Genomic DNA, 20,148 nt, shown 5'->3' on the forward strand with positions numbered 1-20,148 from the left:
CTGGTAGTGCACGCAAATGCCGATGAGCGTGCTTGTGCGCGGCTTCAGGGCCGTAGTGCGCGTTCGCCGAGCGCAGGCTGCCGGCCAGGGTCGACCCGACCCAGGTTCTTGCGGGTGCGGAGTTGCTGCAGCGCGCGCGACAGGATCCGGGAAACCTGTATCTGGGAAACGCCAAGGGCCGCAACGAGTTCCGGCTGTGTTTTGTCTTGCCCGTAGCGCATTGCGAGCACTGCTATTTCGCGTTCGGCGAGAGCGCTCAGTAGCGGTGCGGCAGATAGTGCGTCATCGATCAGGGTGTATCCCTTTTCTTCCGCGGGCAGTGTCTCGCCAATGTGACCGGCGACGCCAACAACAAACGGCCGCAGCACCAGATCGGTGCGGCGGCCGTTGCGCGCGGATGGCGCTACTTCGCCCAGAGCCTCAGGACACCTTCGATCCACCGCTGAGGCTGGACGATCCGGTCTGAAGCAGTTCCAGAAGAACATGGAAGGGGTTGAAGTCGGGCGGCAGGGCAATCGGTTCGGCTGTGGCGGGGGTGGCCACAGCCTTCGCGGCGGCCAGGGCAGGGGGCTGTGCGTTCGCGGTGGCCATCGGGGCCAGCATGAGCGCGCCGGCCAGAGCGACCGCAGCGAGTGATCGGTTCATCGAAAGAATCCTTCTGCTTCAGTTTTTCGAGCTGCTCAACTACCTCGAAAGCAGCCAAGATCACGCTATGCGCGCATCGCCCCAGTTCATAGACCCAGGTTCCGTCGCCCCTGATGCCAGGGGCGCTCGCGCGGTTCTGTGCTCTGCACAAGGCCAGATTGTGGCGTCTGTTTTCCACAGGTCGCCGAGGTCCTGGTCGTCCCGCGTTCGAGTACAGGCACTGGGCCGGGCGCGGAGTCGCGGTAGTCGAACTCACTGTATTGGCACTCTGCGCGTTGCGAGAACCGGCCAAGCTGCGGCCGGCCGAGTGCACTGTTCTGCCGATGTGCGTTTGCGTCCAATTCTCGGCCCTGCGAACTTTGAGGCCTGAGCCCGGCGGACCCTGTCATCGGTCAGCAGTCACCTGAATTGCGAGTTGCCGAGGTGCGCTCCGTGTTGGAGTCCGTTGATGAACGTCGCGAAATCGGGTGCGAGAGTGGTGATTCGATATCCGACTTCCTGATCCACATGGACCACGCTCGGCTCTTCGCCACCGCGGTAGTCCAGTGCAATCATGTCGTGGCCGCCTGACGGGCAATATGCGAAGTAGACCCCGATATCGGGGTACTCCCACTCCCTGAGCCAGAATCGGCTGCCCAGGTCTCCGCCCAAGCTGTAGGCGGCGGTACGTCCGATGGCAGCCATCGATCTGACTGCAATGTGGTCGGCTGCCCACGTTGTTGGTGTGGCGGCGGGATGAACCGATCGTGCCAAGTAGCCACCGTTGTGTGTTCGGGCCAGTTCGATATAGCTCCGGGGAAGTCGGACACCCAGTTCGTCCTCGACCGACCTGACAAGGTCGTCGTCGGGAGGTGCCTCGAAGGGTGGGGTATCAGGGCCGAACAGGCCCGACAGGTCGATCACGGAGCGAGCCTATCCGAGTCATCGCTTCGGTCGAACGCTCTGTCATGCCGCATACCGCGCTGACCCAACCGGCCAGCGTGGCGCGGCGGAAGATCAACTAGCAGTGAGCATCCGGGGCGACCGAACACACGCGCATTCCGACGAGGGCGTGTTTGCGCGGCAGAGCCTTCGTGTCGCAGTCCCGTCGGTTCAGGGCCAGGCAGGGTGATGCCCGGATCGTGCCCCGCCAGAAAACATCTGGCGGCACTGAACCACTTAGGCGAAGTTGACGTCCGATGGCGGGCATGGCGCCTCGAAGTCGCCGACTGCGACCAGCACCGCCCAGCCGACACCTACATTCATGTGTAACAGCCAGCAGCCCGGGATCGCGGGTGCTTCGACACTGAAACGCCCGTCGCCGAGCGACTGAAAGCGCGCATCCGCCTGGCCACTGGAACTCGGCCCGGATTTATCGAAGTACCAGCCGTCCAAACGGTCCACGGCGGGAGACACGGTCACCCCGAGCGGCCCATCACCACGAAGCGGTGGGCTGCTCGGTGGCCAGTAACTCGGAGCCAGGCGTAGGCCCTCGACGATTACGCCGTCGCAGGTATGGTGAGCGCCGATCATTACCGGATCGGCGTTCCCGCCAGTTGCGTTGCGGACTACCTCAACGGCGGGTGGCTCAGTGCATTCCTCCTGGCTCTGGGGTGCACCGCAGGCAGCGTTGAATGTGGAGACAGCCAGTACACCCACCGCCATCAAGTATCGAGTCCGCATGCGTGAGTATTGCACCGTGCCAAGGCATCTTTGCGACCAGCTTCGACGCTCCCGCCAGCAATACTGCGAACGCACCCAAATGCCGCGACCCGCGCGTTGGGCATCCGTCCAGATCCCTTGGTCGGCAGGGCTTCCCGATGCACGCACATGCCGAATTGAGTACGTCATTAGGCAGCGTTGGGATTCTGTTCTCTGACCAAGACGGGGTTGCCGTGTTCAGCAGGCCAGCACTGAATCTGAACGTGTTGCACACCGGTGGTTGCGTTGGCATCTGGAGACTGGAACAACAACACTCGCAGTCGCAGCCACCCAGCCGGCACTGCTACCAAGCCACCGCCGTGCGCGTCGCTGGCCAGGGAAGTGAGTCTCAACCTGCCGGAGTCGACTCGCAGACTGCACTCGGTCACGCTGTCGAAAGCGGTGTTGTCATCGACAGGTGCAGCGTCGAGGACCTCGATTCCGACCGAGACATTGCCGTCGACTCCGGTGCGGATACCGACCGCGTCCTCGGTCAACGCCAGGTAGTCGAACAGTGCGGAATCGGATGGTTGGTCTGCCGGTTCGGTGGACGACGCACTGTCGAGAAGATGGATCCGTCCGTCCGCGGAGTGCACAGTGCTAAGGCCGATCCGCCGACGCGCTTCCCACACCAGCGGGCTCACCCCGAACATTTCGTCGGGAGCGGTGGCGTCCACGCATGCCCAGTTCTCGAGCCTCAATGCGATTCTCGGCGCTTTGGTCGCTTCCCACACCGCCACCAGGACGTCGACCAAAGGTTCGGTCCGTTCCGGCAGATTGTCCTGCGGCGGCGTGATGCACATGTCGTCCCAGGCTGATTCGAGGACCAGGTCCAATAACCAGTAGCTCAGCTCCCAATTGGCCTTGTTGGCGAGCAACAGCTCGATGAACTCGTCGAGCCGTGTCGGATCGGATACCTCGATAGGCCAATCCTGCATCCCATCTTCGAGCGCGATGTTCGCCAGTTGCGCGACCCGCTGCGCTGAACCCCTACCTGGATAGATCATGTCGCTGAAGTTAGCCACCGCAGCGGTCTTTGGCGACCGAGTTAGCGCGCCGTATTCCCACAGCGCAACCGCTTGGACGTAATGTGCCAACAGCCTCAGGCAGGCTATCGGTCGATGGAGTGCTCGACCGGAAAACATCCGCTTCTGCTGCGGAGCGCGCGAAAACCGAAGGCTGCGGTGCCTGCCGACGAAGGCACGCAGATGCCGAGTTGCATGCGTTCGCTGAGGATTCGCAATAGGTGCGCACCCTCCCGGTTCCTCCTACAGCGACGAGCAGTTCCTGAGCGCGTCCCACACGAGCACGGCGCCGAAGATCAGGAAGAGGATGCGAACCGACATCGAGCCGAAGCGGTTCAGTGCTCGGACTACCTTGCGGTAGAACCGCTGCGCACCGGCTGAGCGTCGTGTCGCGGTGAACAGCACCACAAGCGGCGGCAGGAGTGCGATCAGGCAATACGCGCCCACGATCAGCGGCCACAGTGCCGGCCGTGGTTCTCGCACTGAAAGCATTGCCAGCGCAGCCAAGTACGGGACGGCGGTCGGTGCCTGAACGGTGCCGACGCCGGCACCTGCCAACCCGAGTAGCGCAGGTCTTCGGCGTGCCGCTATCGCCCAAGAGGGCATCGCATCTACCGAGCCGCTCGGCAGCCGGATGACACCGAGAATGAGGAGAATTGCGCCGACGACGAGTTCTGCCCGGTATCGAACGGTCGGTGTGATGTCGAAGTCGACCAGATCAGTCAGAAAGCTCAGTCCCAGGACGGTGCAGATTCCGAAAGCGGTTGTGGCGAGGAAGATTCCCGCGATGAAGCTCAAAGCTCCCGGGATGGGCGAGCGACGGCTCAGGCGGCTGTCTACGACCACCCCGGCGGTGATCCCTACGTTCAGGACGTGTAGGGAATCTAGGAAGGCGAACCCCGCGAGGGCCAGTAAGAAGATCAGCATGACGCAACCGACCATACGGGAGGTGCTGGTCGATTCCGCCGTCGTGAAGGTCTGCCGGTAGACGCCATTGGCCCACCGTTGGAGCGCTTTCGGGCACTTTGGGGTTGGTCAGCCAGACTGCACTGAAATGCCGTGGAGCGTGATCCTGAGAGCCGCGGTGCCTGCAGACGAACGCACTGATCTGCCGACGACCGTGTGTTGCGGATACCCACCAGAAGAGCCCCCCGGTTTCGTATCCTCATGGAAATGAAGCGTTCTCGTGTACGACGAAGCTCTGTCATGATCATGGAAACACGCTTATGGACGGTTGCCCCATGACCGAACCAGTCGTTTCCGAGTGGACCCTGAACACCCGCTACGAACCCGGTGACCTAGTCACCTACATCGGCCGGTCGTTCGAGTGCCTCCAAGCTCACACCTCGAATCCTGGCTGGGCACCCGTCGAGGTGTTCACGTTGTGGCGAGAATCCGAATAGAGGTCGCGGTTTTCCGGGCCCGCGCGGTAAATGCACGCGCATGCTGCGACCCGCGCGTTGGTCGGCCGTCCAAACTGGCCGGCCGACAGCGGTTCCGGGTGCGCGCTCATGCCGAGACCCGCGCGATCCTACGAGCTGTCCGAGCGCACGAATCGGGCGAGGCCTGGACTCCGCAACCGGCCCCGCGGAGAAGCACAAGCCGCGCACAGCCGAGACCGACCGCCGGGCGAGCGCTCCGCTCCTCGGCTGTGCGCCGCAAGCTGCCCCGGGGACAGATCAGCAATACAACGCATTCAGCGCATCCACATCTGAGGACGTGAAATCTTTTCCCCTGCCGATCCTGTTCGTGTCAATTCCATCTCTTTTTATCCTGTAGACCGGCTTGTTGGTGCCCAGGACATTGAGCGGGAGCATCCGAATCGAGTAGAAGTCGAACTCACCGAGAAATGTGAAATCGCTCAGGTTCTGCTGCTCGAACAGATATCGCTGCCCCTCGGGAATGTTGTCCCAGAGAATATCGATGTAATTGTCCCGGTCAGGCGAGCTGTGCTCCCAGCCCATCCCGGCGGCGAACATGAACTGGCGAAGAACCTCCGCTTGATTGACGCAGCCCGTCACGTTCAGGAAGAGGTACTGCCCGCCGGCCTGTCTGCCCATGTCGGACCGGCAGGTGTCTCCGGGCCTGACATACACGTAGTCCTTCTCGCCTGCGTAAGGCCTCAGCTTGAGACAGCCGACCCGACTGTTCCAGCCGTTGTTGATGGCCTGCGTGATGATGTTCCGCTGGTCAGCGTTGAAAGCGCTGTCGATGTAGTAGGGGATGACGCCATTCGGCCACTTCTTTTCCGGGTGGACGTCGAATCGCACGCCACCGCTGGTGAGCCTGTCGTGTGGATTCGCCCTCGCCACGGGTGCGGCGCACGAACCGGCCGGTACCGCCTCGGCCACGCCAGCGACCGCCGCCCCTGATGTGCAGGCGACCAGAGCGAGACCGACACTCAAACCCCATCGCGCCAGGCGGTGCTTCGGGTGTGGAGTAGATCGAGGATGGGGCGTGCGGCTCACTGTCTCCTCCTATGTTGTTGTGTGTGTCATAAATACCCCTCGACCACCGGTTCCGTAGGCTCTTCGACGTCACTCGCCGGTGGTGTCGAGGTCACGATTCCCAGACGCAGCCACGGCCCGCCCACATACCGCGACAGCACCCCCCGGGGATGTATGACAGTGCGGTCGGCGAACGCACTCAGATCAACAACCCACATCCGCTCATGCCGCTGTGCGCGCTGAGGAAAGCGGCCAGTCCGAGGCGGCCGGCGCGGCGCGTACCGCCGTTCGCCGCAGTCACCGATGCCCACGCCCCCGGATGACAGAGATCGGCCAAGGTCTCTCGGGGCCCGCGCAATGAGCAAATGCCGTCCTGCCTACCGGTGCCTCCACCCGGCCGGGTGGAGGCACCTTCGTCGTTCTCGGGTAGCGCCGAGTCCGCCGCGATCATGGAATATCGTGCCGGTCATGACCACGGATGACTGGTTGGCCGACACCCGAACCTCTTATGACACGGTCGCGGTCAGCTACGCCGACCAAGTGCGCGGCGCCCTCGCCGGACACCAGTACCTTCGCGCGGCTCTGGCGTTGTTCGCCGACAGCGTGCGGACCGCTGGCGGCGGGCCGGTCGCGGACGTCGGCTGCGGCCCCGGTGAAGTCACCGCCCATCTGCATGAGCTCGGTGTCGACGCCTTCGGTATCGACCTCTCCCCGGCGATGATCGACGTAGCCCGGCGCGACCACCCCGGCCTGCGGTTCGAGGTGGGCTCGATGACGGAACTGAACCTGCCCGTCGCGTCGGTGGCCGGCCTGCTCGCCTGGCAGTCGTTGATCCACATCCCAGACGACGAGGTGCCGACTGTATTCGGACGCTTCCACCGAGCATTGCGTCCCGGCGGACCGCTGCAACTCCTGTTTCACGTCGGCGACGAGTCGCGGTTGAAGACGGAGGGCTACGGCGGTCACCCGATGAAGGTCCATGTCCACCGCCGTCAGCCTGACCAGGTGGCATCCTGGCTGCACGATGCCGGATTCGTGGTCGAGGCCCAGATGCTGCTCGACCTGGATGCGAAAGCTCAGCAAGCGATTCTTTTCGCACGCAGTAAGTCCTAACTTCTGCATATGTCGGGCTCGCCATTCGGAACCGCGGGTCCCCGACGTACGCCGCCCGCCACGAACCCGACCTCCGGCACCAACCAATAGCGTGGGGAGCCAAGCCAACCAGCAACAGGCCATCACCGCAGGATGAACCAGGACTCACCCGCGACCAGCCACGGCATATCCGTTGGTTTTTCGGCGGTTACTACCGGAATCCCGACTTGGGCCATGCTGTCCAGTCAGTCTCTGCCGCTGTCGATTTGGGCGTTGCGGGCCATTCGCCGTGAGATCATCTCGTGTGGGTCGGCACTGGGCCGAGCGGGAGGAGGCAACGCCATGTCTGGCGAGCAAGAGCCCGAGCAATTCTTTACCGCGATTCCAGTGAACTGGAAGCCCTTCAGCCGGACGAAGCCCTCGGGGCAGACGAAGCCCTCGAGCCGGACGAAGCCCTGCCCGAAGACTCCTGAGCGCGCCTCGCCGCGGTGAGTGTGCTGGGTGAAAAGTTAGCGCCGACCAGACCTGCCTTCAGTCAAGGCGAGTGAGATGTAACGCCGCTGATCGTGTTGCCCGGCAAGCCAATCGCCTGCCGGGATCTGGTCCTGACACCAGTCTCTAACTAGCCGCTCACAAGGCCGTTCGGATCAGCCAGGCCGAGCGGTTTGACCGCACCATCATGCTTGCGGGTTCAGTTTGGAGCCGATTCGCCGACCGGGTCAGAGGTCTTCTGGGTATGGCGCCCGCCTGGTCTCGTATCGGAGCAGAGTGAAGAAGTCCGTCATTGCGACGGCGACGGGCGCGTCGCGGGTGAGGATCGCCGCGGCGGTCTCCGGGATTCCGGTTGGTGGCTGGCCTGAGGCGTACGCGCGCAGGCGGGCCTCGCGCTGTTCGCGTCCGGGGCCGAAGAGCTCGGTCACCAGCCATTGGCCTGTGTACATGGCGGCGTAGCAGCGGTCGTAGTTCTGGTGCCGTTCGAAGAAGGCGAGTTCGTTTTCCGCCAGTTCGAAACGGGAGGAGATCGCCAGTCCGTAGTCGGCGAAGTAGAGGCGCTCGCCGTCGGTGAGGAGATTCTGGAAGTGAGCGTCGAAATGCAGCAGGCCGTTGGCGTTCATGAACGCGATACCTGCCGCTATTTCCTTATCCGCCATGGCCAACGCGCGGTCGGCGGCCGCACTGCCTGCCCGGAGTTGCTCAGCGAGCCAGTCGAACAGGTTTCGCGGGATGTATTCCAGGAACAGTGCGATGCTCGCCGAGGACGCGCGCTGCTCCTCGAGGCGCCGCCGGACCTGCGGCTCGCCTTCCCAGTAGTCGACGACCCGATCGATGTCGGCCAGCTCCTCGGGCAGTGGTGTCTTATCCGGCAGAACCCGCCAGTGGTACATCAATGGGAAGCCCGCGTATTCGCCCGCGAGCACCCAGTCGGTGGTCATGGCGTGCGTGGCCAGTTCGCGCCACGCACCGAACCCTGGGCCGCCGATGCCGTAGTGGCAAGACATCGGCAGCTCGAAGAGATTGGCCGTGGAATGGACGTTCTCGGGCCGCAGTTCCAAGTCCGTCAGCGGTACCCGCTTGACGAACACCTGCCTCCCGGCGACCTCCAGCAACACCGACTTCCCGCCGATGCCCGATCCGAGCGGGACTGCGGCGTCCAGGGCCTGTCGCAGCGCGTCATCACTGAGTAGAGCCAGGGACGTCGAGACGGAACCGTATGCGGCAAGGCGCGTTTCGGAAGGAGAGGAGGGCACGGACATCAGACTGTACTAGCGTTCGATCCTTCCCGGAACCGGCGAACATTACGCGCGGGGATCGAAAGATTCAACACCCTTGAAACAGGCCAATCGGCTTGCCCAGAGCCATATTTCATCGATGTTGGTGGGTTGTGGCATCCTGACCTGTTCTCGCATATGCGGGACGCGTCGGCGACGACGCACCTTCTTTCCTGGAGCACCAGATGACCGAGCCGTTCCTCGCCCCACAGCCCAGCTACCTGTCGGCAGTGGCCGCGCCGAAGAAGCAGAAGAAGTGGGTGTGGTTGGTCGGCGCCCCAGTACTGGCTCTCGCCGTGGCGGCACCCGCGTGGAACAGCGCTCCGGCAGCGGCCGATGCCGCTCAGCCGTACCTCGAGGCGCCCGTGTCGTCACTCGCGGTCGAATTCTCCCCGGCCCAGCAGGAGCTCACCTCCAGCCAGCGCAACGCCATCCGGACTGCCCAGCAGTACCTCGATTACTCTGCCTTCTCCCGCACCGGTCTGATCCACCAGCTCGAGTACGAAGAATTCTCTACCGCGGACGCTACGTTCGCGGTGGACAGCTTGAATGTGGACTGGAACGAGCAGGCGGCAAAGAGCGCCAAGCAGTACCTCGACTACACCTCGTTCTCCCGGTCCGGGCTGATCGATCAGCTGGTGTACGACGGCTTCACGCGCGCCCAGGCCGAGTACGGAGTCAATGCCGCCTACTGACAATCTCTTTCGGCGGTAGCCGCCGTCCTGGTCAGTGTCAAGGCAGTGCGCTCGGCCTCGTTCACTTCACGAGGACCTCGAGAGCCTCTTCGAGCGAGCCGAGATGGCGCTGTTCGACGGCCTCGGGATGCTCGTTCCACCCGGGCCCGGCCAGCAGGACGACGGCGGCGAGCGGTGCCGCGGCGCGGATCGGCTCGGTCGATGCGGTGTGCGCGGCCTGTGACCACAGCACCACGGGTGCGGGGTGGCGTTGGCGCGCCAGTGCGTGTGCCAGCGCTTCGCCGGGCACCGAGGCGCCGAGTAGCAGTGCGGGACAACCGCGTTCGGCCAGCGCGGCCCGCAGTATTTCCAGCGGGAGGACATGCTGCTCGTCCTCGGTGCAGGCCAGGATGACGGAGGGGCGCCCCGCGGCGGGGGATGAGGCGGGGACGGCGCGGTGCAAACTCGTCACCACGGCCCAGGACAGCAGGTGCTCGACTTCGATATAGCCCGCGCCCGCGCGTTGCTGCCGCACGATGCGGTCGAAAGCGGGGCGGCACAGGCGATTCCAGGTGGTGACCACGCCGTCGCGCGCCAGGTGCGTAGAGATGAGGTGCTCCAGCCGGGCCCCGCTCATCGCCTCGGCGGCGGCGATCACGGCGTCGACGTCGTCCGGCGCGGGGGCGGGCACGTGCATCGCCTGGGCGGCGCGGGCCGCGCTGGCCGGGCTGGCGCCCGATCGGACCAGCTCCAGCATTCGGGTAGCGACGGTGATGTCGCGCACCGTGTAATGGCGGTGCCGGCCTGGATGGTGCTGCCGGGGGCCGATGCCGTAGCGGCGGTTCCAGCTGCGCAGGGTGTCCACCGGTATGCCCAGTCGCCGCGCCACCGCCCCCACGGTGTACTCGGTCACCTGCTGGGGATCGGCGCCGCCCGGCACCGCGGTCATCGCCGCGGCGGATGATCCGCGAAGAAATCGAGCGCTGCGGTTGGGCGTGTCGCTGGGTGCTGGTCGTGCGGAGTCGAGATCATCAAGTGTCTCCCGCTGATCGGAGGGACCCGGTCGCCGACCTGCCGGATTCGCGGATCCGACGCTATCATGCAAACGATGCATAAATGATGCATGCTCACGATTTGCGGATATCCTCCGGCGAAAACGCGGAATCGCCACGCGCTGCGTGCATCGTTTCTGCACCGTTTGACGTAGGATCGGTTCGGGCGGCATCGGCGCCACCCGCTGTCTGGATCGCATGACTCTGCACGATCGGCAATGGCGAGTGGTCAGCGAGGAAACAAGCGCAATGGCTCGATACTTGATCGCGGCGACACCGATCCCGGGGCACGTGACGCCCATGATCGCGGTAGCCGCTGATCTACGGCGGCGTGGTCACCGAGTGACATTCTTGACCGGCGCGGCGTTCGAGGGTGCGGTCCGGGCGCATGGCTTGCACCCTGCGATCCTGCCGCAAGCGGCGGAAGTTTCGCGCACCGCGGTCTCCGCTGGGCTGCTCCCAGAGTTGTTGCGGCGGTGGCGAACCGGCCGAATCGAGATGCGAACAGGTTTTCTGGATCCACTCGCTGCCCAGTATCAGGCCCTGCGCGCAGAGCTGGACCGGGCACAGTTCGATGCCGTGCTGGTCGACGTGATGTTCACCGGCGCCATTCCCTTGATCCTCGGTCGAGCGGCGCGTCCGCCGGTGCTGGCCTGCGGGGTGGTTCCGCTGATGCTCTCCAGCGCGGACTGCGCGCCGTTCGGCATCGGCTGGCCGCCGCATCCCGACCGCGACTACGCGATGATGAACCGGTTTGTCGAGCGGGTACTGTTCCGCGGCAACCAGTCACGCCTGGACGCCACCCTGCGTGCGCTGGGTGTCGGTCCCGCGCCGGTGTTCCTGCTGGATTGGCCCGTGCTGGCCGATCGGTTCCTGCAATTCACGGTGCCGGAGTTCGAATACCCGCGCGCCGATCTGCCGGAATCGGTTGTGTTCACCGGCCCGCTACCCCTCGAGGACTCAGCCGAGCCGGTGCTTCCCACCTGGTGGAGCGTGCTGCGCAGCGGTCGCACGGTAGTCCACGTCACCCAAGGTACTTGGGACAACAGCGATTTCGACCAATTGATCCGGCCCACATTGCGCGCGCTGGCCGATCGGGACGACGTGGTGGTCATCGCGTGCACGGGAGGTGCGCCCAGGCCGCTGGGGCCGGTTCCGGCCAACGCCTACGTCACCGATTTCGTCTCTTACAACCAGTTGTTACCGCTGGTGGATGTGATGATCACCAACGGCGGGTACGGCGGTGTGCAGCAGGCACTGCGGCACGGGGTGCCGCTGATCGTGGCCGGTGGCACCGCCGACAAACCCGAAATAGCCGCACGCGTGGCGTACTCGGGCACCGGCATCGATCTCGGCACCGCACGTCCGGGTGCCGCCCGGCTCGCCGCGGCCGTCGATGAAATCTCGGGCTCGCCGCACTATCGCATCGCGGCGCGTCGGATGGCGGCCCGGATGGCCGCGTCCTCGCCTCTCGAATCGATCGCCGAAGTGCTGGCGGCGCAAACGCCCCGGCACGCGCACAGCCGACCTGGTGGCACACCGACCCGAAACGGAGAATCCTTGTGAGCACCGCGCTTTTCGATCCAGCCCGGCCAGAGCGCGCGTCGGCCGGATGGCATGAGGCGGGGGGCTTCGCGCTCTGGCACGACCAATTGCGCACTCGGATGCTCGACGAGGTCGCTGATTTTCTGGAGCAGGTGCGCATCGAGGAGCTGGCGTTCGCCGGCGTCGAGGACGTGCTGCGCCAGTACGCACTGGGCGGCAAATGCCTGCGCTCCACCTTCATGTATCTGGGCTGGCTGTGTGGCGAGCAGCCCGACCCGGCCGTTCTACGGGCCTGCGCGAGCTTGGAGTTGCTGCACGCCTTCGCCCTGCTCCAAGACGATGTGATGGACGAGGGCATGCTGCGGCGCGGGCAAGCCGCGGCTCATCTGCGGTTGTCGGAGCGGCATCGCGAGAACGGCCGCGCCGGGTCCGCGCGCCGGTTCGGTGACTCCGCGGCGACGCTGCTCGGTGACATGTGCCTGGTCTGGGCCGAGCAGATGGTGCGCGAGAGCGGCATCGCCGCCGAGGCGCTGGCGCGGCTGTGGCCGTCCTACGACGTGATGCGCATCGAATTGGCGGTGGGGCAATTCGCGGACCTATCCAACGACACCCGAGAGCTACCCTCGCTCGAAACGGTCCTCGCCATCGCCCGCGCGAAATCGGGGAACTACACGGTGCGACGCCCGCTGGAACTCGGTGCGGCGCTGGCGGATTGCCCACCGGCGACCACGACGGCGCTGGGTCGCTACGGCAGTCTCGTCGGTGAGGCCTTTCAGCTCCGTGACGACCTGCTCGGGATCTTCGGCTCGGCGACGGTCACCGGCAAACCCGAGGACAGCGATCTGGGCCAGCACAAAGCGACGAGCGTCGTGGTCGCCGCGTTCGAGCTGGCCGACACCGCGGTGCGCACCCAGTTGACGGAATTGACGGCACTGCCGGTGCTCGACGCCACGGCCATCGCCCGCTGCCGGGAGCTCATCGCGGCCACCGGTGCGCCGGAGTACATCGAATCGATGATTACCGACCGGGTGGCCGAGGCCACCGCGGTGCTCGCACGGCACCGCCTGGAACCGGATCGGCGTGCGGCGCTGGAACATATGGCGCTGTTGTGCACCGCGCGACAGCTGTGACGAGGGAGAATTGATGCGCACCGTTTCGGGTCGAACCGATCATGTCGTCGTGGTCGGCGCGGGATTGGCGGGTTTGTCGGCGGCTCTGCACCTGGCGGGCCGGGGCCGCACGGTCACCGTTGTCGAACGCGAAGCCACGCCGGGCGGCCGCATGGGCCGGCTCGACATCGCGGGCTACCGCATCGACACCGGGCCGACGGTGCTGACCATGCCCGATTTGCTCGACGAAGCCTTCGCGGCGGTGGGGGAGCGGACCTCGGATCGGCTGGATCTGCTCCCGGTCGCGCCGGCCTATCAGGCGCGTTTCGCCGACGGCCGCATCCTCGAGGTGCACAGCGACGCCGCCGAAATGGCCCGGCGGGTCACCGAATTCGCCGGCGCCGGGCAAGCGGAGGGTTACGGCAGGCTGCGCGCCTGGCTCACCCGGCTCTACGCGGCGGAATTCGATCATTTCATCGGGGCCAATTTCGATTCACCGCTGTCGATGCTCACTCCCGCGCTGGCCCGGCTCGTCGCCCTGGGCGGGTTTCGGGGATGGGACCGCAAGGTCGCCCAGTTCATCGACGACCCGGACCTGCGACGCGTCTTCACCTTCCAGTCGTTGTACGCGGGCGTCGCGCCCGAGCACGCGCGGGCGGCCTACGCCGTGATCGCCTACATGGACACCATGGCGGGGGTCTACTTCCCGCGCGGCGGCATGCGCGCGGTGCCCGATGCGCTCGCGGCGGCGGCCGAAGCCGCCGGCGTGCGGTTCCGATACGGCGACTCGGTGACGGAACTGACCAGATCCGGCAACCGCGTGCAGGCGGTGCGCACCGAGCAGGGTGTCGAAATTGCTTGCGATGCAGTGGTGTTGACTACCGAGCTGCATCGCAGTCATGCGCTGCTCGGGCACCGCTCACGCCGGCCGGTCGCCGTGCGTGCCGCACCGTCAGCGGTGGTTCTGCATCTGGGCTGTGACAGCGACACCGCGCTGCCGCACCACTCCCTGCTGTTCGGCGACGCCTGGCGATCGGTGTTCCGCGAGATCATCACCGACGGCCGGGTCATGTCCGATCCGTCGCTGTTGCTCACCCGGCCCACCGCCGCTGACCCGTCCCTCGCACCACCGGGGCGCGATCTGCTCTATCTGCTCGCGCCCGCACCGAATCTGTCCAGCGGCGAGATCGATTGGGACACCATGGGTCCGGCCTACGCGCAGCAGATCATCGACATCGCCCGCCGGCGGCTGGGCGCGGACGCGATGCGCGGCGTCGAGGTGCTGCGTGTGGTGACACCCGCGGACTGGGCGCGCCAAGACATGCTTGCCGGCAGTCCGTTCGCGCTGGCGCACACCTTCACCCAGACCGGGCCGTTCCGGCCCAGCAATATGGTGCGCGGGGTCGGCAATGCGGTGCTGGCCGGCGGATCGACGGTCCCCGGCGTCGGCATACCGCCGGTGCTTATCTCCGGCCGGCTGGCGGCGGACCGGATTACCGGCCCCTGGAACGCTGCCCCGCGAACCGCGGGAGCAGTAGCGGATCGGAACGTTCGATGACGCGCGCCGAACTCGCCGCCGCGGGGATCGACGATCCCGCCCTGCAGCAGTCCTATCGCGAGTGCCGCACGCTCAATGCCCGCCATGGCAAGACCTTCTTCCTGGCGACGCGGTTGCTCGCACCTGATCAGCGCCCTGCCGTGCATGCGCTCTATGGTTTCGCCCGCCGGGCCGACGACATCCTGGACGGCTTCGACCCCGCGCTCACCGTCGCCGAGCGCGCGGACCGACTAGCCGGGCTGGCGCGGCAATTCGAGTCCGGCGAGACCGGTGGCGACGCGGTCCTGGCCGCGGTGCAGCACACCGTCGAGCGCTACCGGATCCCCCGGGACCTCTTCGACGCGTTCCTGACCTCGATGCGCATGGACCTCTCGGTCACCGACTACCCGGACCGGGCAGCGCTGGATCACTATGTCTACGGTTCGGCGGAAGTGATCGGACTACAGCTGTTGCCGGTGCTCGGCACCGCCTCGGCGGCCACCGAAGCCGCGCCCTACGCGGCGGCGCTCGGTAAAGCCTTCCAGCTCACCAACTTTCTGCGCGACATCGACGAGGACCTGGCCCGCGATCGCGTCTACCTGCCCGCCGACGAACTCGCCGCGCACGGCGTCGACCGTGAACTGCTGGCGTGGTGCAGCAGCCGGGGCAAGGCCGAGCCCCGGGTCCGCACCGCATTGGCCGCGCAGCACGCCGCCACGCGGGCGATCTACGACCACGCGCGCCAGGGCATCGACACGCTGGCACCACGGTCACGGCCCTGCGTCGCCACCGCGTCGGTCCTGTACGCGCGGATCCTCGACCGGATCGAGGACCGCGATTTCGAAGTGTTCGGACATCGCGCCAAGGTCGGTACCGGTGAACGCCTGCGAGTAGGGGGCGCGGGTGTGTTCAAGGCGTGGTGGGCCCGCCGCGGTGCGGAACCGGAACGAACACCTCGCCCGGCGTCCGCGCCGACCATCGACCCCGCGACGACTGCCACCGAGGAGTGACCGTGGACCGATGGCACTATCTGCTCGTTCTGATCGTGTGCGTGGTGCTGACGGTGCCGCTGGAATTCCTCGGCCGGGGTGTGTATCGCCGGCCGCGGTTGCTGCTGGGCGCCGTGCTGCCGATCGCCGTGTTCGTCATCTGGGATCTGGTGGCGATCGCCGCGGGCGTGTGGAGTTTCAACCCGCGCTATGTGCTCGGCGTGCGCCTGCCGGGCGGGCTGCCGCTCGAGGAGTTCCTTTTCTTCGTGGTCGTGCCGCTGTGCGGGTTACTGACGTTCGTCGCTGTCGAAGGCCTGCTGGACAAAGCGAAACTCGGCGCCCGGAAACGGGCTGACCGATGAACCTCGGGGGAGTGGGCTACACCCTGCCTGCCGTGGTGGCGGTTGTCGTCGTGTGCCTGGTGGAGTTGATGTGGTTGCGCACGGGATTGTTTCACCGCCCGGCCTATTGGCTGTCGATGCTGATCGTGCTCGGATTCCAGATCCCGGTCGACGGCTGGCTGACCGATCTCGACGCCCCCATCATCATCTACAACCCGGATCACATTCTCGGCCTTCGGTTTCCGTTCGACATTCCGGTCGAGGACTTTCTCTTCGGGTTCGCGCTGGTGACCGCGGTCCTGCTCGGCTGGGAGCGAACACGACAGCGACAGGAGGAAGCCCGACAATGACCAGTGACGTGCGTACGGCAGGGCTCGGCCGGGACCGTCGGCGGGTGCGCCACCCGGGGGCGGCGGGACTGCCCGATCTGGGCCAGGACGGCCGGCGCCCCCGGGCGGTTGTCGTCGGTGCGGGCATCGCCGGCCTGGCTGCCGCGACCGGGCTGGCCGAACGCGGATTCGAGGTCGAGGTCATCGAGGGTGAGCAATACCTGGGTGGCCGGGTCGGAGGCTGGGCACACCGCCTCGACGACGGCAGCCCGGTCGCCATGAATCGCGGCTTCCACGCCTTCTTCGCCCAGTACTACAATCTGCGAAAGCTGCTGTCGCGCAGTGATCCTCGGCTCGACCGGCTGCACCGGCTGGAGGACTATCCGCTGATCGACGGCCGCGGCCGCCTGGACACCTTCCGCGGCATCCCCCGGACCCCACCGTGGAACGCGATCGCCTTCGCGCTGCGCAGCCCGACCTTCCGCCTGCGCGACCTGATCCATCTCGACGCCCGCGCCGCCGCGCCATTGGCCGCGGTGTCGGTGCCCCGAATCTACGAGCAACTCGACCACCTCGACGCGGAAACGTTCTTGCGCGACATCAACTTTCCGGAGGCCGCCCGGCACCTGGCCTTCGAGGTGTTCTCCCGCAGTTTCTTCGTCGCCCCCAAGGACATGTCGGCCGCCGAGCTCGCGGCGATGTTCCACATCTACTTCCTCGGCTCCAGCGAGGGCCTGGTTTTCGACGTCGCCGAGGACAACTTCGACGTGAGCCTGTGGAACCCGCTGGCGGAGTACCTCACCGCGCCACACGTGCCGGGACGACCCGGGCGGGTCCGGTTCCACACCGGCGTCCGCGTGCAGCGAATCGACATCGCGAGCGGGGGTTTCGTCGTCGCGGACGACACCGGGGCGACGACATCGGCAGACGCGGTCGTGCTGGCCACCGACATCGCCGGCCTGCGCCGGATCGTCGCCGCCTCGCCGACCCTCGGCACAGCCGAATGGCGTTCGCGGATAGCCGAATTGGCCACCGCACCGAGTTTCGCGGTGCACCGGCTGTGGCTGGATACGCCGGTGCGGGCGGACCGGCCGAGCTTCCTGGGTACCGGAAATATGGACCCGCTCGACAACATCAGCATCGTGAGCTCCTACGAGCGGCAGGCGGCAGACTGGGCACGCACGCACGGCGGCAGCGTCGTCGAATTGCACGCCTACGCGGCGGCCGACGAGCAGCCGGCGCCCGGACCGGCCGCGGAGTTGCGCCGTCGGCTGCTGGCACGGCTGTACGAGCTCTATCCCGAGACCGCCGCCGCGCGGATCGTGGGGGAGACGACGCTGTGGCGTCAGGACTGCCCGCGCTTCGCACCCGGCGACTTCGCGCGCCGGCCGGGTGTGCGGACCCCGGTGCCCGGGCTGATGCTGGCCGGCGACGGCATTCGCGTCGACTTGCCGGTGGCGTTGATGGAACGAGCCGCGACGACGGGATGGCTGGCGGCCAACGCGTTGCTCGAGCGGCACGGCGGCGCCGGCCACGACTTGCAGACAGTTCCGGGCCGCGGACGCTCGGCAGTGCTGCGCACATTGGCAACCCTCGGAGGGCAAGATCGATGAAAAACTCGCCGTTGCAACGATTCTCGCCGCAAACCTGGTCGCGTCAGGACCCCACCTATGAAGCGGCCGACCCGGCGCTGATCGCCGCGGCGCTGCGCTGGTCGCAGCGCCGACCCTCGGGCAACTGGTACGCCGTGGCCGCCAGTCGCGAGATCAGTTCCGAGCGACCGTTCGCGACCACGGTCAGCGGCGTGGAGGTCGTGGCCTGGCGTGACCGGGGCGGCCACCTGCACGTCGGTCCCGGCGCGTGCCCGCACCTGGGCGCGGATCTGGGGACCGCCGAGGTCGAGGACGCCGCGCTGATCTGCCGATGGCACGGCATGCGGGTCGGGGTCGGGGGCTCGCCGCGGTGGAGCCCGTACCCCGCGCACGACGACGGAATACTGGCCTGGGTGCGCTTGGACGCGGTCGGCGGCGAAGAACCCACCGCCGCACCGATTCTCGGTGCGCGCCCGGCCGACACCACCGTGCACGCGGTGACCCGCCTGGTCGGCGTGTGCGAGCCGCGCGACATCATCGCCAACCGGCTCGATCCATGGCACGGCTCGTGGTTCCACCCCTATTCGTTCGCGCGGTTGTCCGTGACACAGGCCCCGCCGCGACACGACATCACCGAAGACAACCACCGGTTCGTCCTGGCCGTGACCTTCCGGGTGACGCGCAAGCTCGGCGTGCCGGTCGAAGCGGAATTCACCTGCCCGGACCCGCGCACCATCGTCATGCGCATCACCGCCGGTGAAGGGGTCGGCAGCATCGTCGAAACCCACGCCACCCCCATGGGACCCGGCCCCGACGGGCGTGCGCGAACCGCCGTGATCGAGGCCGTCGTCGCGCATTCGGAGCGGCCGGGATTCCGGCATGCCGGGCGGGCGCTGCCGCTGTTGCGTCCGGCGATGCGCTATGTGGCGGAACGTCTTTGGCGCGATGATCTCGTTTACGCCGAGCGGCGCTACGCCCTGCGCGACCGATAGGACATCGACGCGGACCAGTACAACGTCTGCCGCCCGGTGCCGATGACGTATTGACGCAAGTGCCCGCTCTCGAATGGCCGTACTCGATGCGATAGGCGTTCTTCTGTGCTCGAGTGATGTTTGCGTGCCATAACTTCGGGCACCACGGATCAACGCGGCGCTCCATCCCACGCGTGACGGACACACTTGGGCGAGGTGAATCGAATGGCAACAGAACACGGTCCGGACCGGCACGGGGACAAGGCCGGCGACTCCGACGGTGCGGAAGTCACCGCTACCGGGGCCCGCCCCGATCTCGATCCGAATGAGCCGAGCAGCCCGGCCGCGCTGTCCAAACCCTCACTGCTGGCGGTGATCAAGCGCGCGGCCAAACAGTTCCAGCGCGACAACCTGACCGATCTGGCCGCCGCGCTCACCTACTACGCGGTGCTGTCGATCGTGCCCGGCCTGATCGTGCTGGTTTCGCTGCTCGGTCTGCTGGGGCCGAACACCGCGGAGGACCTGATGAATCAGGCTCAGCAGATCGCGCCGGGTTCGAGTGCCGAATTCGTGCGCACACTCATCACCCAGGCACAGGCCAACAAGAGCAACGCCGGGCTCGGCGCGATCGTGGGTTTGGCCGTCGCGCTGTGGTCGGCGTCGGGTTATGTGGCGGCGTTCATGCGCGCCTCGAATGTCGTCTACGGCATCGGCGAGGGACGCCCATTCTGGAAGACCACTCCGATTCGGCTGGGTGTCACCGTGCTCGCGGTGATCATTCTGCTGATCAGTGCGGTCATCGTGGTCGCGAGCGGTCCGGTCGCCCAGCAGATCGGGGAGTTCCTCGGCGTCGGGGAAACCACGGTGGTGGTCTGGAATATCGCGAAGTGGCCGGTCTTGTTCGTCCTCGTGTCGGTGCTGCTCGCGGTCCTGTTCTGGGCCAGCCCGAACGCCAAACAGGGTGGGGTGAAATGGATCAGCCCCGGCGGTGTCATCGCGGTCCTGCTGTGGCTGATCGTCTCGGCCCTGTTCGCCGTCTACGTCGCGAACTTCTCCTCCTATGACAAGACCTACGGCGCACTCGCGGGTGTGGTGATCTTCCTGGTCTGGATGTGGCTGACCAACATCGCTCTCCTGCTGGGCGCCGAGATCAATGCCGAGCTCGACCACGGCAAAGCCATCGCCGGGGGACTGCCTGAACACGTGGAGCCGTTCGCCGAACCGCGTGACACGCGCAAGCTGGATGACCTGGACAAGGACGCGATCGAGAACGCGCAGTCCGCGCGACGCGGGTAACTCCGCCTGAGATAGGACACCACAGTGACCGATCGCCGACGAATAAGTTAATCAA

The 20,148-nt window shown here is 66.2% G+C and carries 21 protein-coding genes; 12 read left to right on the top strand and 9 right to left on the bottom strand.

The genetic code is table 11. The features are described 5' to 3' along the window. Positions 1 to 44 precede the first annotated feature (44 nt). The 6 genes from AB0H76_RS35300 to AB0H76_RS35325 all read right to left on the bottom strand — a co-directional run bounded on the left by AB0H76_RS35300 (position 45) and on the right by AB0H76_RS35325 (position 4,277). Entirely contained in the window at positions 45 to 485 is a 441-nt protein-coding gene (locus tag AB0H76_RS35300; RefSeq protein ID WP_357331421.1) for a sigma factor-like helix-turn-helix DNA-binding protein, read from the bottom strand. Continuing rightward, positions 421 to 645 carry a hypothetical protein gene (locus AB0H76_RS35305; RefSeq protein WP_357331422.1) on the bottom strand — a complete coding sequence of 75 codons (225 nt, stop codon included), beginning with the start codon at positions 643 to 645 and terminating at the stop codon, positions 421 to 423. The genes AB0H76_RS35300 and AB0H76_RS35305 overlap by 65 nt, the downstream gene beginning before the upstream one ends. 399 nt (positions 646 to 1,044) lie before the next feature. After that, positions 1,045 to 1,548 (bottom strand): SMI1/KNR4 family protein, encoded by a 504-nt coding sequence (locus tag AB0H76_RS35310; RefSeq protein ID WP_357331423.1) that lies wholly within the window; start codon positions 1,546 to 1,548, stop codon positions 1,045 to 1,047. 255 nt (positions 1,549 to 1,803) lie between these two features. After that, positions 1,804 to 2,028 (bottom strand): hypothetical protein, encoded by a 225-nt coding sequence (locus AB0H76_RS35315; protein WP_357331424.1) that lies wholly within the window; start codon positions 2,026 to 2,028, stop codon positions 1,804 to 1,806. A 446-nt stretch (positions 2,029 to 2,474) separates the two neighbouring features. After that, positions 2,475 to 3,350 carry a hypothetical protein gene (locus tag AB0H76_RS35320; protein WP_357331425.1) on the bottom strand — a complete coding sequence of 292 codons (876 nt, stop codon included), beginning with the start codon at positions 3,348 to 3,350 and terminating at the stop codon, positions 2,475 to 2,477. Between the two features lie 243 nt (positions 3,351 to 3,593). Next, a complete protein-coding gene (locus AB0H76_RS35325) occupies positions 3,594 to 4,277 on the bottom strand; it encodes a GAP family protein (protein WP_357331426.1) in 684 nt (227 codons plus the stop codon). A 314-nt stretch (positions 4,278 to 4,591) separates the two neighbouring features. Here AB0H76_RS35325 and AB0H76_RS35330 point away from each other — a divergent pair, with 314 nt between their 5' ends. After that, a complete protein-coding gene (locus AB0H76_RS35330) occupies positions 4,592 to 4,753 on the top strand; it encodes a carbohydrate-binding protein (protein ID WP_357331427.1) in 162 nt (53 codons plus the stop codon). Between the two features lie 276 nt (positions 4,754 to 5,029). Here the strand turns inward: AB0H76_RS35330 and AB0H76_RS35335 are convergent, their stop codons facing one another. Continuing rightward, positions 5,030 to 5,818: a M12 family metallopeptidase gene (locus tag AB0H76_RS35335; RefSeq protein ID WP_357331428.1), complete on the bottom strand. Its 789-nt coding sequence runs from the start codon at positions 5,816 to 5,818 to the stop codon at positions 5,030 to 5,032. Between the two features lie 447 nt (positions 5,819 to 6,265). On the opposite strand from AB0H76_RS35335, the gene AB0H76_RS35340 reads away from it, so the two are divergent. After that, positions 6,266 to 6,910, top strand: a complete 645-nt coding sequence (locus AB0H76_RS35340; protein WP_357331429.1) for a class I SAM-dependent methyltransferase — start codon at positions 6,266 to 6,268, stop codon at positions 6,908 to 6,910. A gap of 698 nt (positions 6,911 to 7,608) precedes the next feature. On the opposite strand, the gene AB0H76_RS35345 is transcribed toward AB0H76_RS35340, so the two are convergent. Beyond that, the gene (locus AB0H76_RS35345; RefSeq protein WP_357331430.1) at positions 7,609 to 8,643 is read right to left on the bottom strand and encodes a serine/threonine-protein kinase; all 1,035 of its coding nucleotides are present in this window, start codon (positions 8,641 to 8,643) and stop codon (positions 7,609 to 7,611) included. A gap of 200 nt (positions 8,644 to 8,843) precedes the next feature. On the opposite strand from AB0H76_RS35345, the gene AB0H76_RS35350 reads away from it, so the two are divergent. Further along, on the top strand, positions 8,844 to 9,353 hold the full coding sequence (locus AB0H76_RS35350; protein ID WP_357331431.1) for an Ltp family lipoprotein: 510 nt from the start codon (positions 8,844 to 8,846) through the stop codon (positions 9,351 to 9,353). A gap of 61 nt (positions 9,354 to 9,414) precedes the next feature. Here the strand turns inward: AB0H76_RS35350 and AB0H76_RS35355 are convergent, their stop codons facing one another. Beyond that, a complete protein-coding gene (locus AB0H76_RS35355) occupies positions 9,415 to 10,281 on the bottom strand; it encodes a MerR family transcriptional regulator (protein ID WP_357331432.1) in 867 nt (288 codons plus the stop codon). Between the two features lie 601 nt (positions 10,282 to 10,882). Here AB0H76_RS35355 and AB0H76_RS35360 point away from each other — a divergent pair. From AB0H76_RS35360 to AB0H76_RS35400, 9 genes are all read left to right on the top strand, one after another. Beyond that, positions 10,883 to 11,950 (top strand): nucleotide disphospho-sugar-binding domain-containing protein, encoded by a 1,068-nt coding sequence (locus tag AB0H76_RS35360; protein WP_357331433.1) that lies wholly within the window; start codon positions 10,883 to 10,885, stop codon positions 11,948 to 11,950. Next, the gene (locus tag AB0H76_RS35365) at positions 11,947 to 13,059 is read left to right on the top strand and encodes a polyprenyl synthetase family protein (RefSeq protein ID WP_357331434.1); all 1,113 of its coding nucleotides are present in this window, start codon (positions 11,947 to 11,949) and stop codon (positions 13,057 to 13,059) included. Before AB0H76_RS35360 ends, AB0H76_RS35365 begins: the two co-directional genes overlap by 4 nt. A 13-nt stretch (positions 13,060 to 13,072) precedes the next feature. Beyond that, complete coding sequence (crtI, locus tag AB0H76_RS35370; RefSeq protein WP_357331435.1) at positions 13,073 to 14,596, top strand: phytoene desaturase family protein; 1,524 nt, start codon at positions 13,073 to 13,075, stop codon at positions 14,594 to 14,596. Beyond that, positions 14,593 to 15,585 carry a phytoene/squalene synthase family protein gene (locus AB0H76_RS35375; protein ID WP_357331436.1) on the top strand — a complete coding sequence of 331 codons (993 nt, stop codon included), beginning with the start codon at positions 14,593 to 14,595 and terminating at the stop codon, positions 15,583 to 15,585. Before crtI ends, AB0H76_RS35375 begins: the two co-directional genes overlap by 4 nt. A gap of 2 nt (positions 15,586 to 15,587) precedes the next feature. Then, complete coding sequence (locus tag AB0H76_RS35380) at positions 15,588 to 15,926, top strand: lycopene cyclase domain-containing protein (RefSeq protein ID WP_357331437.1); 339 nt, start codon at positions 15,588 to 15,590, stop codon at positions 15,924 to 15,926. Beyond that, positions 15,923 to 16,255, top strand: coding sequence for a lycopene cyclase domain-containing protein (locus AB0H76_RS35385; protein ID WP_357331438.1), 333 nt, complete (start codon positions 15,923 to 15,925; stop codon positions 16,253 to 16,255). The genes AB0H76_RS35380 and AB0H76_RS35385 overlap by 4 nt, the downstream gene beginning before the upstream one ends. Next, entirely contained in the window at positions 16,252 to 17,847 is a 1,596-nt protein-coding gene (locus AB0H76_RS35390) for an FAD-dependent oxidoreductase (RefSeq protein ID WP_357331439.1), read from the top strand. The genes AB0H76_RS35385 and AB0H76_RS35390 overlap by 4 nt, the downstream gene beginning before the upstream one ends. Beyond that, positions 17,844 to 18,818: a DUF5914 domain-containing protein gene (locus AB0H76_RS35395; RefSeq protein ID WP_357331440.1), complete on the top strand. Its 975-nt coding sequence runs from the start codon at positions 17,844 to 17,846 to the stop codon at positions 18,816 to 18,818. The genes AB0H76_RS35390 and AB0H76_RS35395 overlap by 4 nt, the downstream gene beginning before the upstream one ends. A 204-nt stretch (positions 18,819 to 19,022) precedes the next feature. Further along, a complete protein-coding gene (locus AB0H76_RS35400; RefSeq protein ID WP_357331441.1) occupies positions 19,023 to 20,093 on the top strand; it encodes a YihY/virulence factor BrkB family protein in 1,071 nt (356 codons plus the stop codon). Positions 20,094 to 20,148: the final 55 nt, after the last annotated feature.

Source organism: Nocardia sp. NPDC050712 (assembly GCF_040654295.1).
GTDB lineage: Bacteria > Actinomycetota > Actinomycetes > Mycobacteriales > Mycobacteriaceae > Nocardia.

Bases quoted from the DNA above. Each gene is read 5' to 3' on its own strand.
- crtI (WP_357331435.1), top strand. From the start codon at position 13,073: ATGCGCACCGTTTCGGGTCGAACCGATCATGTCGTCGTGGTCGGCGCG.
- AB0H76_RS35385 (WP_357331438.1), top strand. From the start codon at position 15,923: ATGAACCTCGGGGGAGTGGGCTACACCCTGCCTGCCGTGGTGGCGGTT.
- AB0H76_RS35305 (WP_357331422.1), bottom strand. From the start codon at position 645: ATGAACCGATCACTCGCTGCGGTCGCTCTGGCCGGCGCGCTCATGCTG.
- AB0H76_RS35355 (WP_357331432.1), bottom strand. From the start codon at position 10,281: ATGACCGCGGTGCCGGGCGGCGCCGATCCCCAGCAGGTGACCGAGTAC.
- AB0H76_RS35390 (WP_357331439.1), top strand. From the start codon at position 16,252: ATGACCAGTGACGTGCGTACGGCAGGGCTCGGCCGGGACCGTCGGCGG.
- AB0H76_RS35360 (WP_357331433.1), top strand. From the start codon at position 10,883: ATGCGAACAGGTTTTCTGGATCCACTCGCTGCCCAGTATCAGGCCCTG.
- AB0H76_RS35325 (WP_357331426.1), bottom strand. From the start codon at position 4,277: ATGCTGATCTTCTTACTGGCCCTCGCGGGGTTCGCCTTCCTAGATTCC.
- AB0H76_RS35300 (WP_357331421.1), bottom strand. From the start codon at position 485: ATGTTCTTCTGGAACTGCTTCAGACCGGATCGTCCAGCCTCAGCGGTG.
- AB0H76_RS35400 (WP_357331441.1), top strand. From the start codon at position 19,023: ATGGCAACAGAACACGGTCCGGACCGGCACGGGGACAAGGCCGGCGAC.
- AB0H76_RS35340 (WP_357331429.1), top strand. From the start codon at position 6,266: ATGACCACGGATGACTGGTTGGCCGACACCCGAACCTCTTATGACACG.
- AB0H76_RS35375 (WP_357331436.1), top strand. From the start codon at position 14,593: ATGACGCGCGCCGAACTCGCCGCCGCGGGGATCGACGATCCCGCCCTG.
- AB0H76_RS35350 (WP_357331431.1), top strand. From the start codon at position 8,844: ATGACCGAGCCGTTCCTCGCCCCACAGCCCAGCTACCTGTCGGCAGTG.
- AB0H76_RS35345 (WP_357331430.1), bottom strand. From the start codon at position 8,643: ATGTCCGTGCCCTCCTCTCCTTCCGAAACGCGCCTTGCCGCATACGGT.
- AB0H76_RS35395 (WP_357331440.1), top strand. From the start codon at position 17,844: ATGAAAAACTCGCCGTTGCAACGATTCTCGCCGCAAACCTGGTCGCGT.
- AB0H76_RS35330 (WP_357331427.1), top strand. From the start codon at position 4,592: ATGACCGAACCAGTCGTTTCCGAGTGGACCCTGAACACCCGCTACGAA.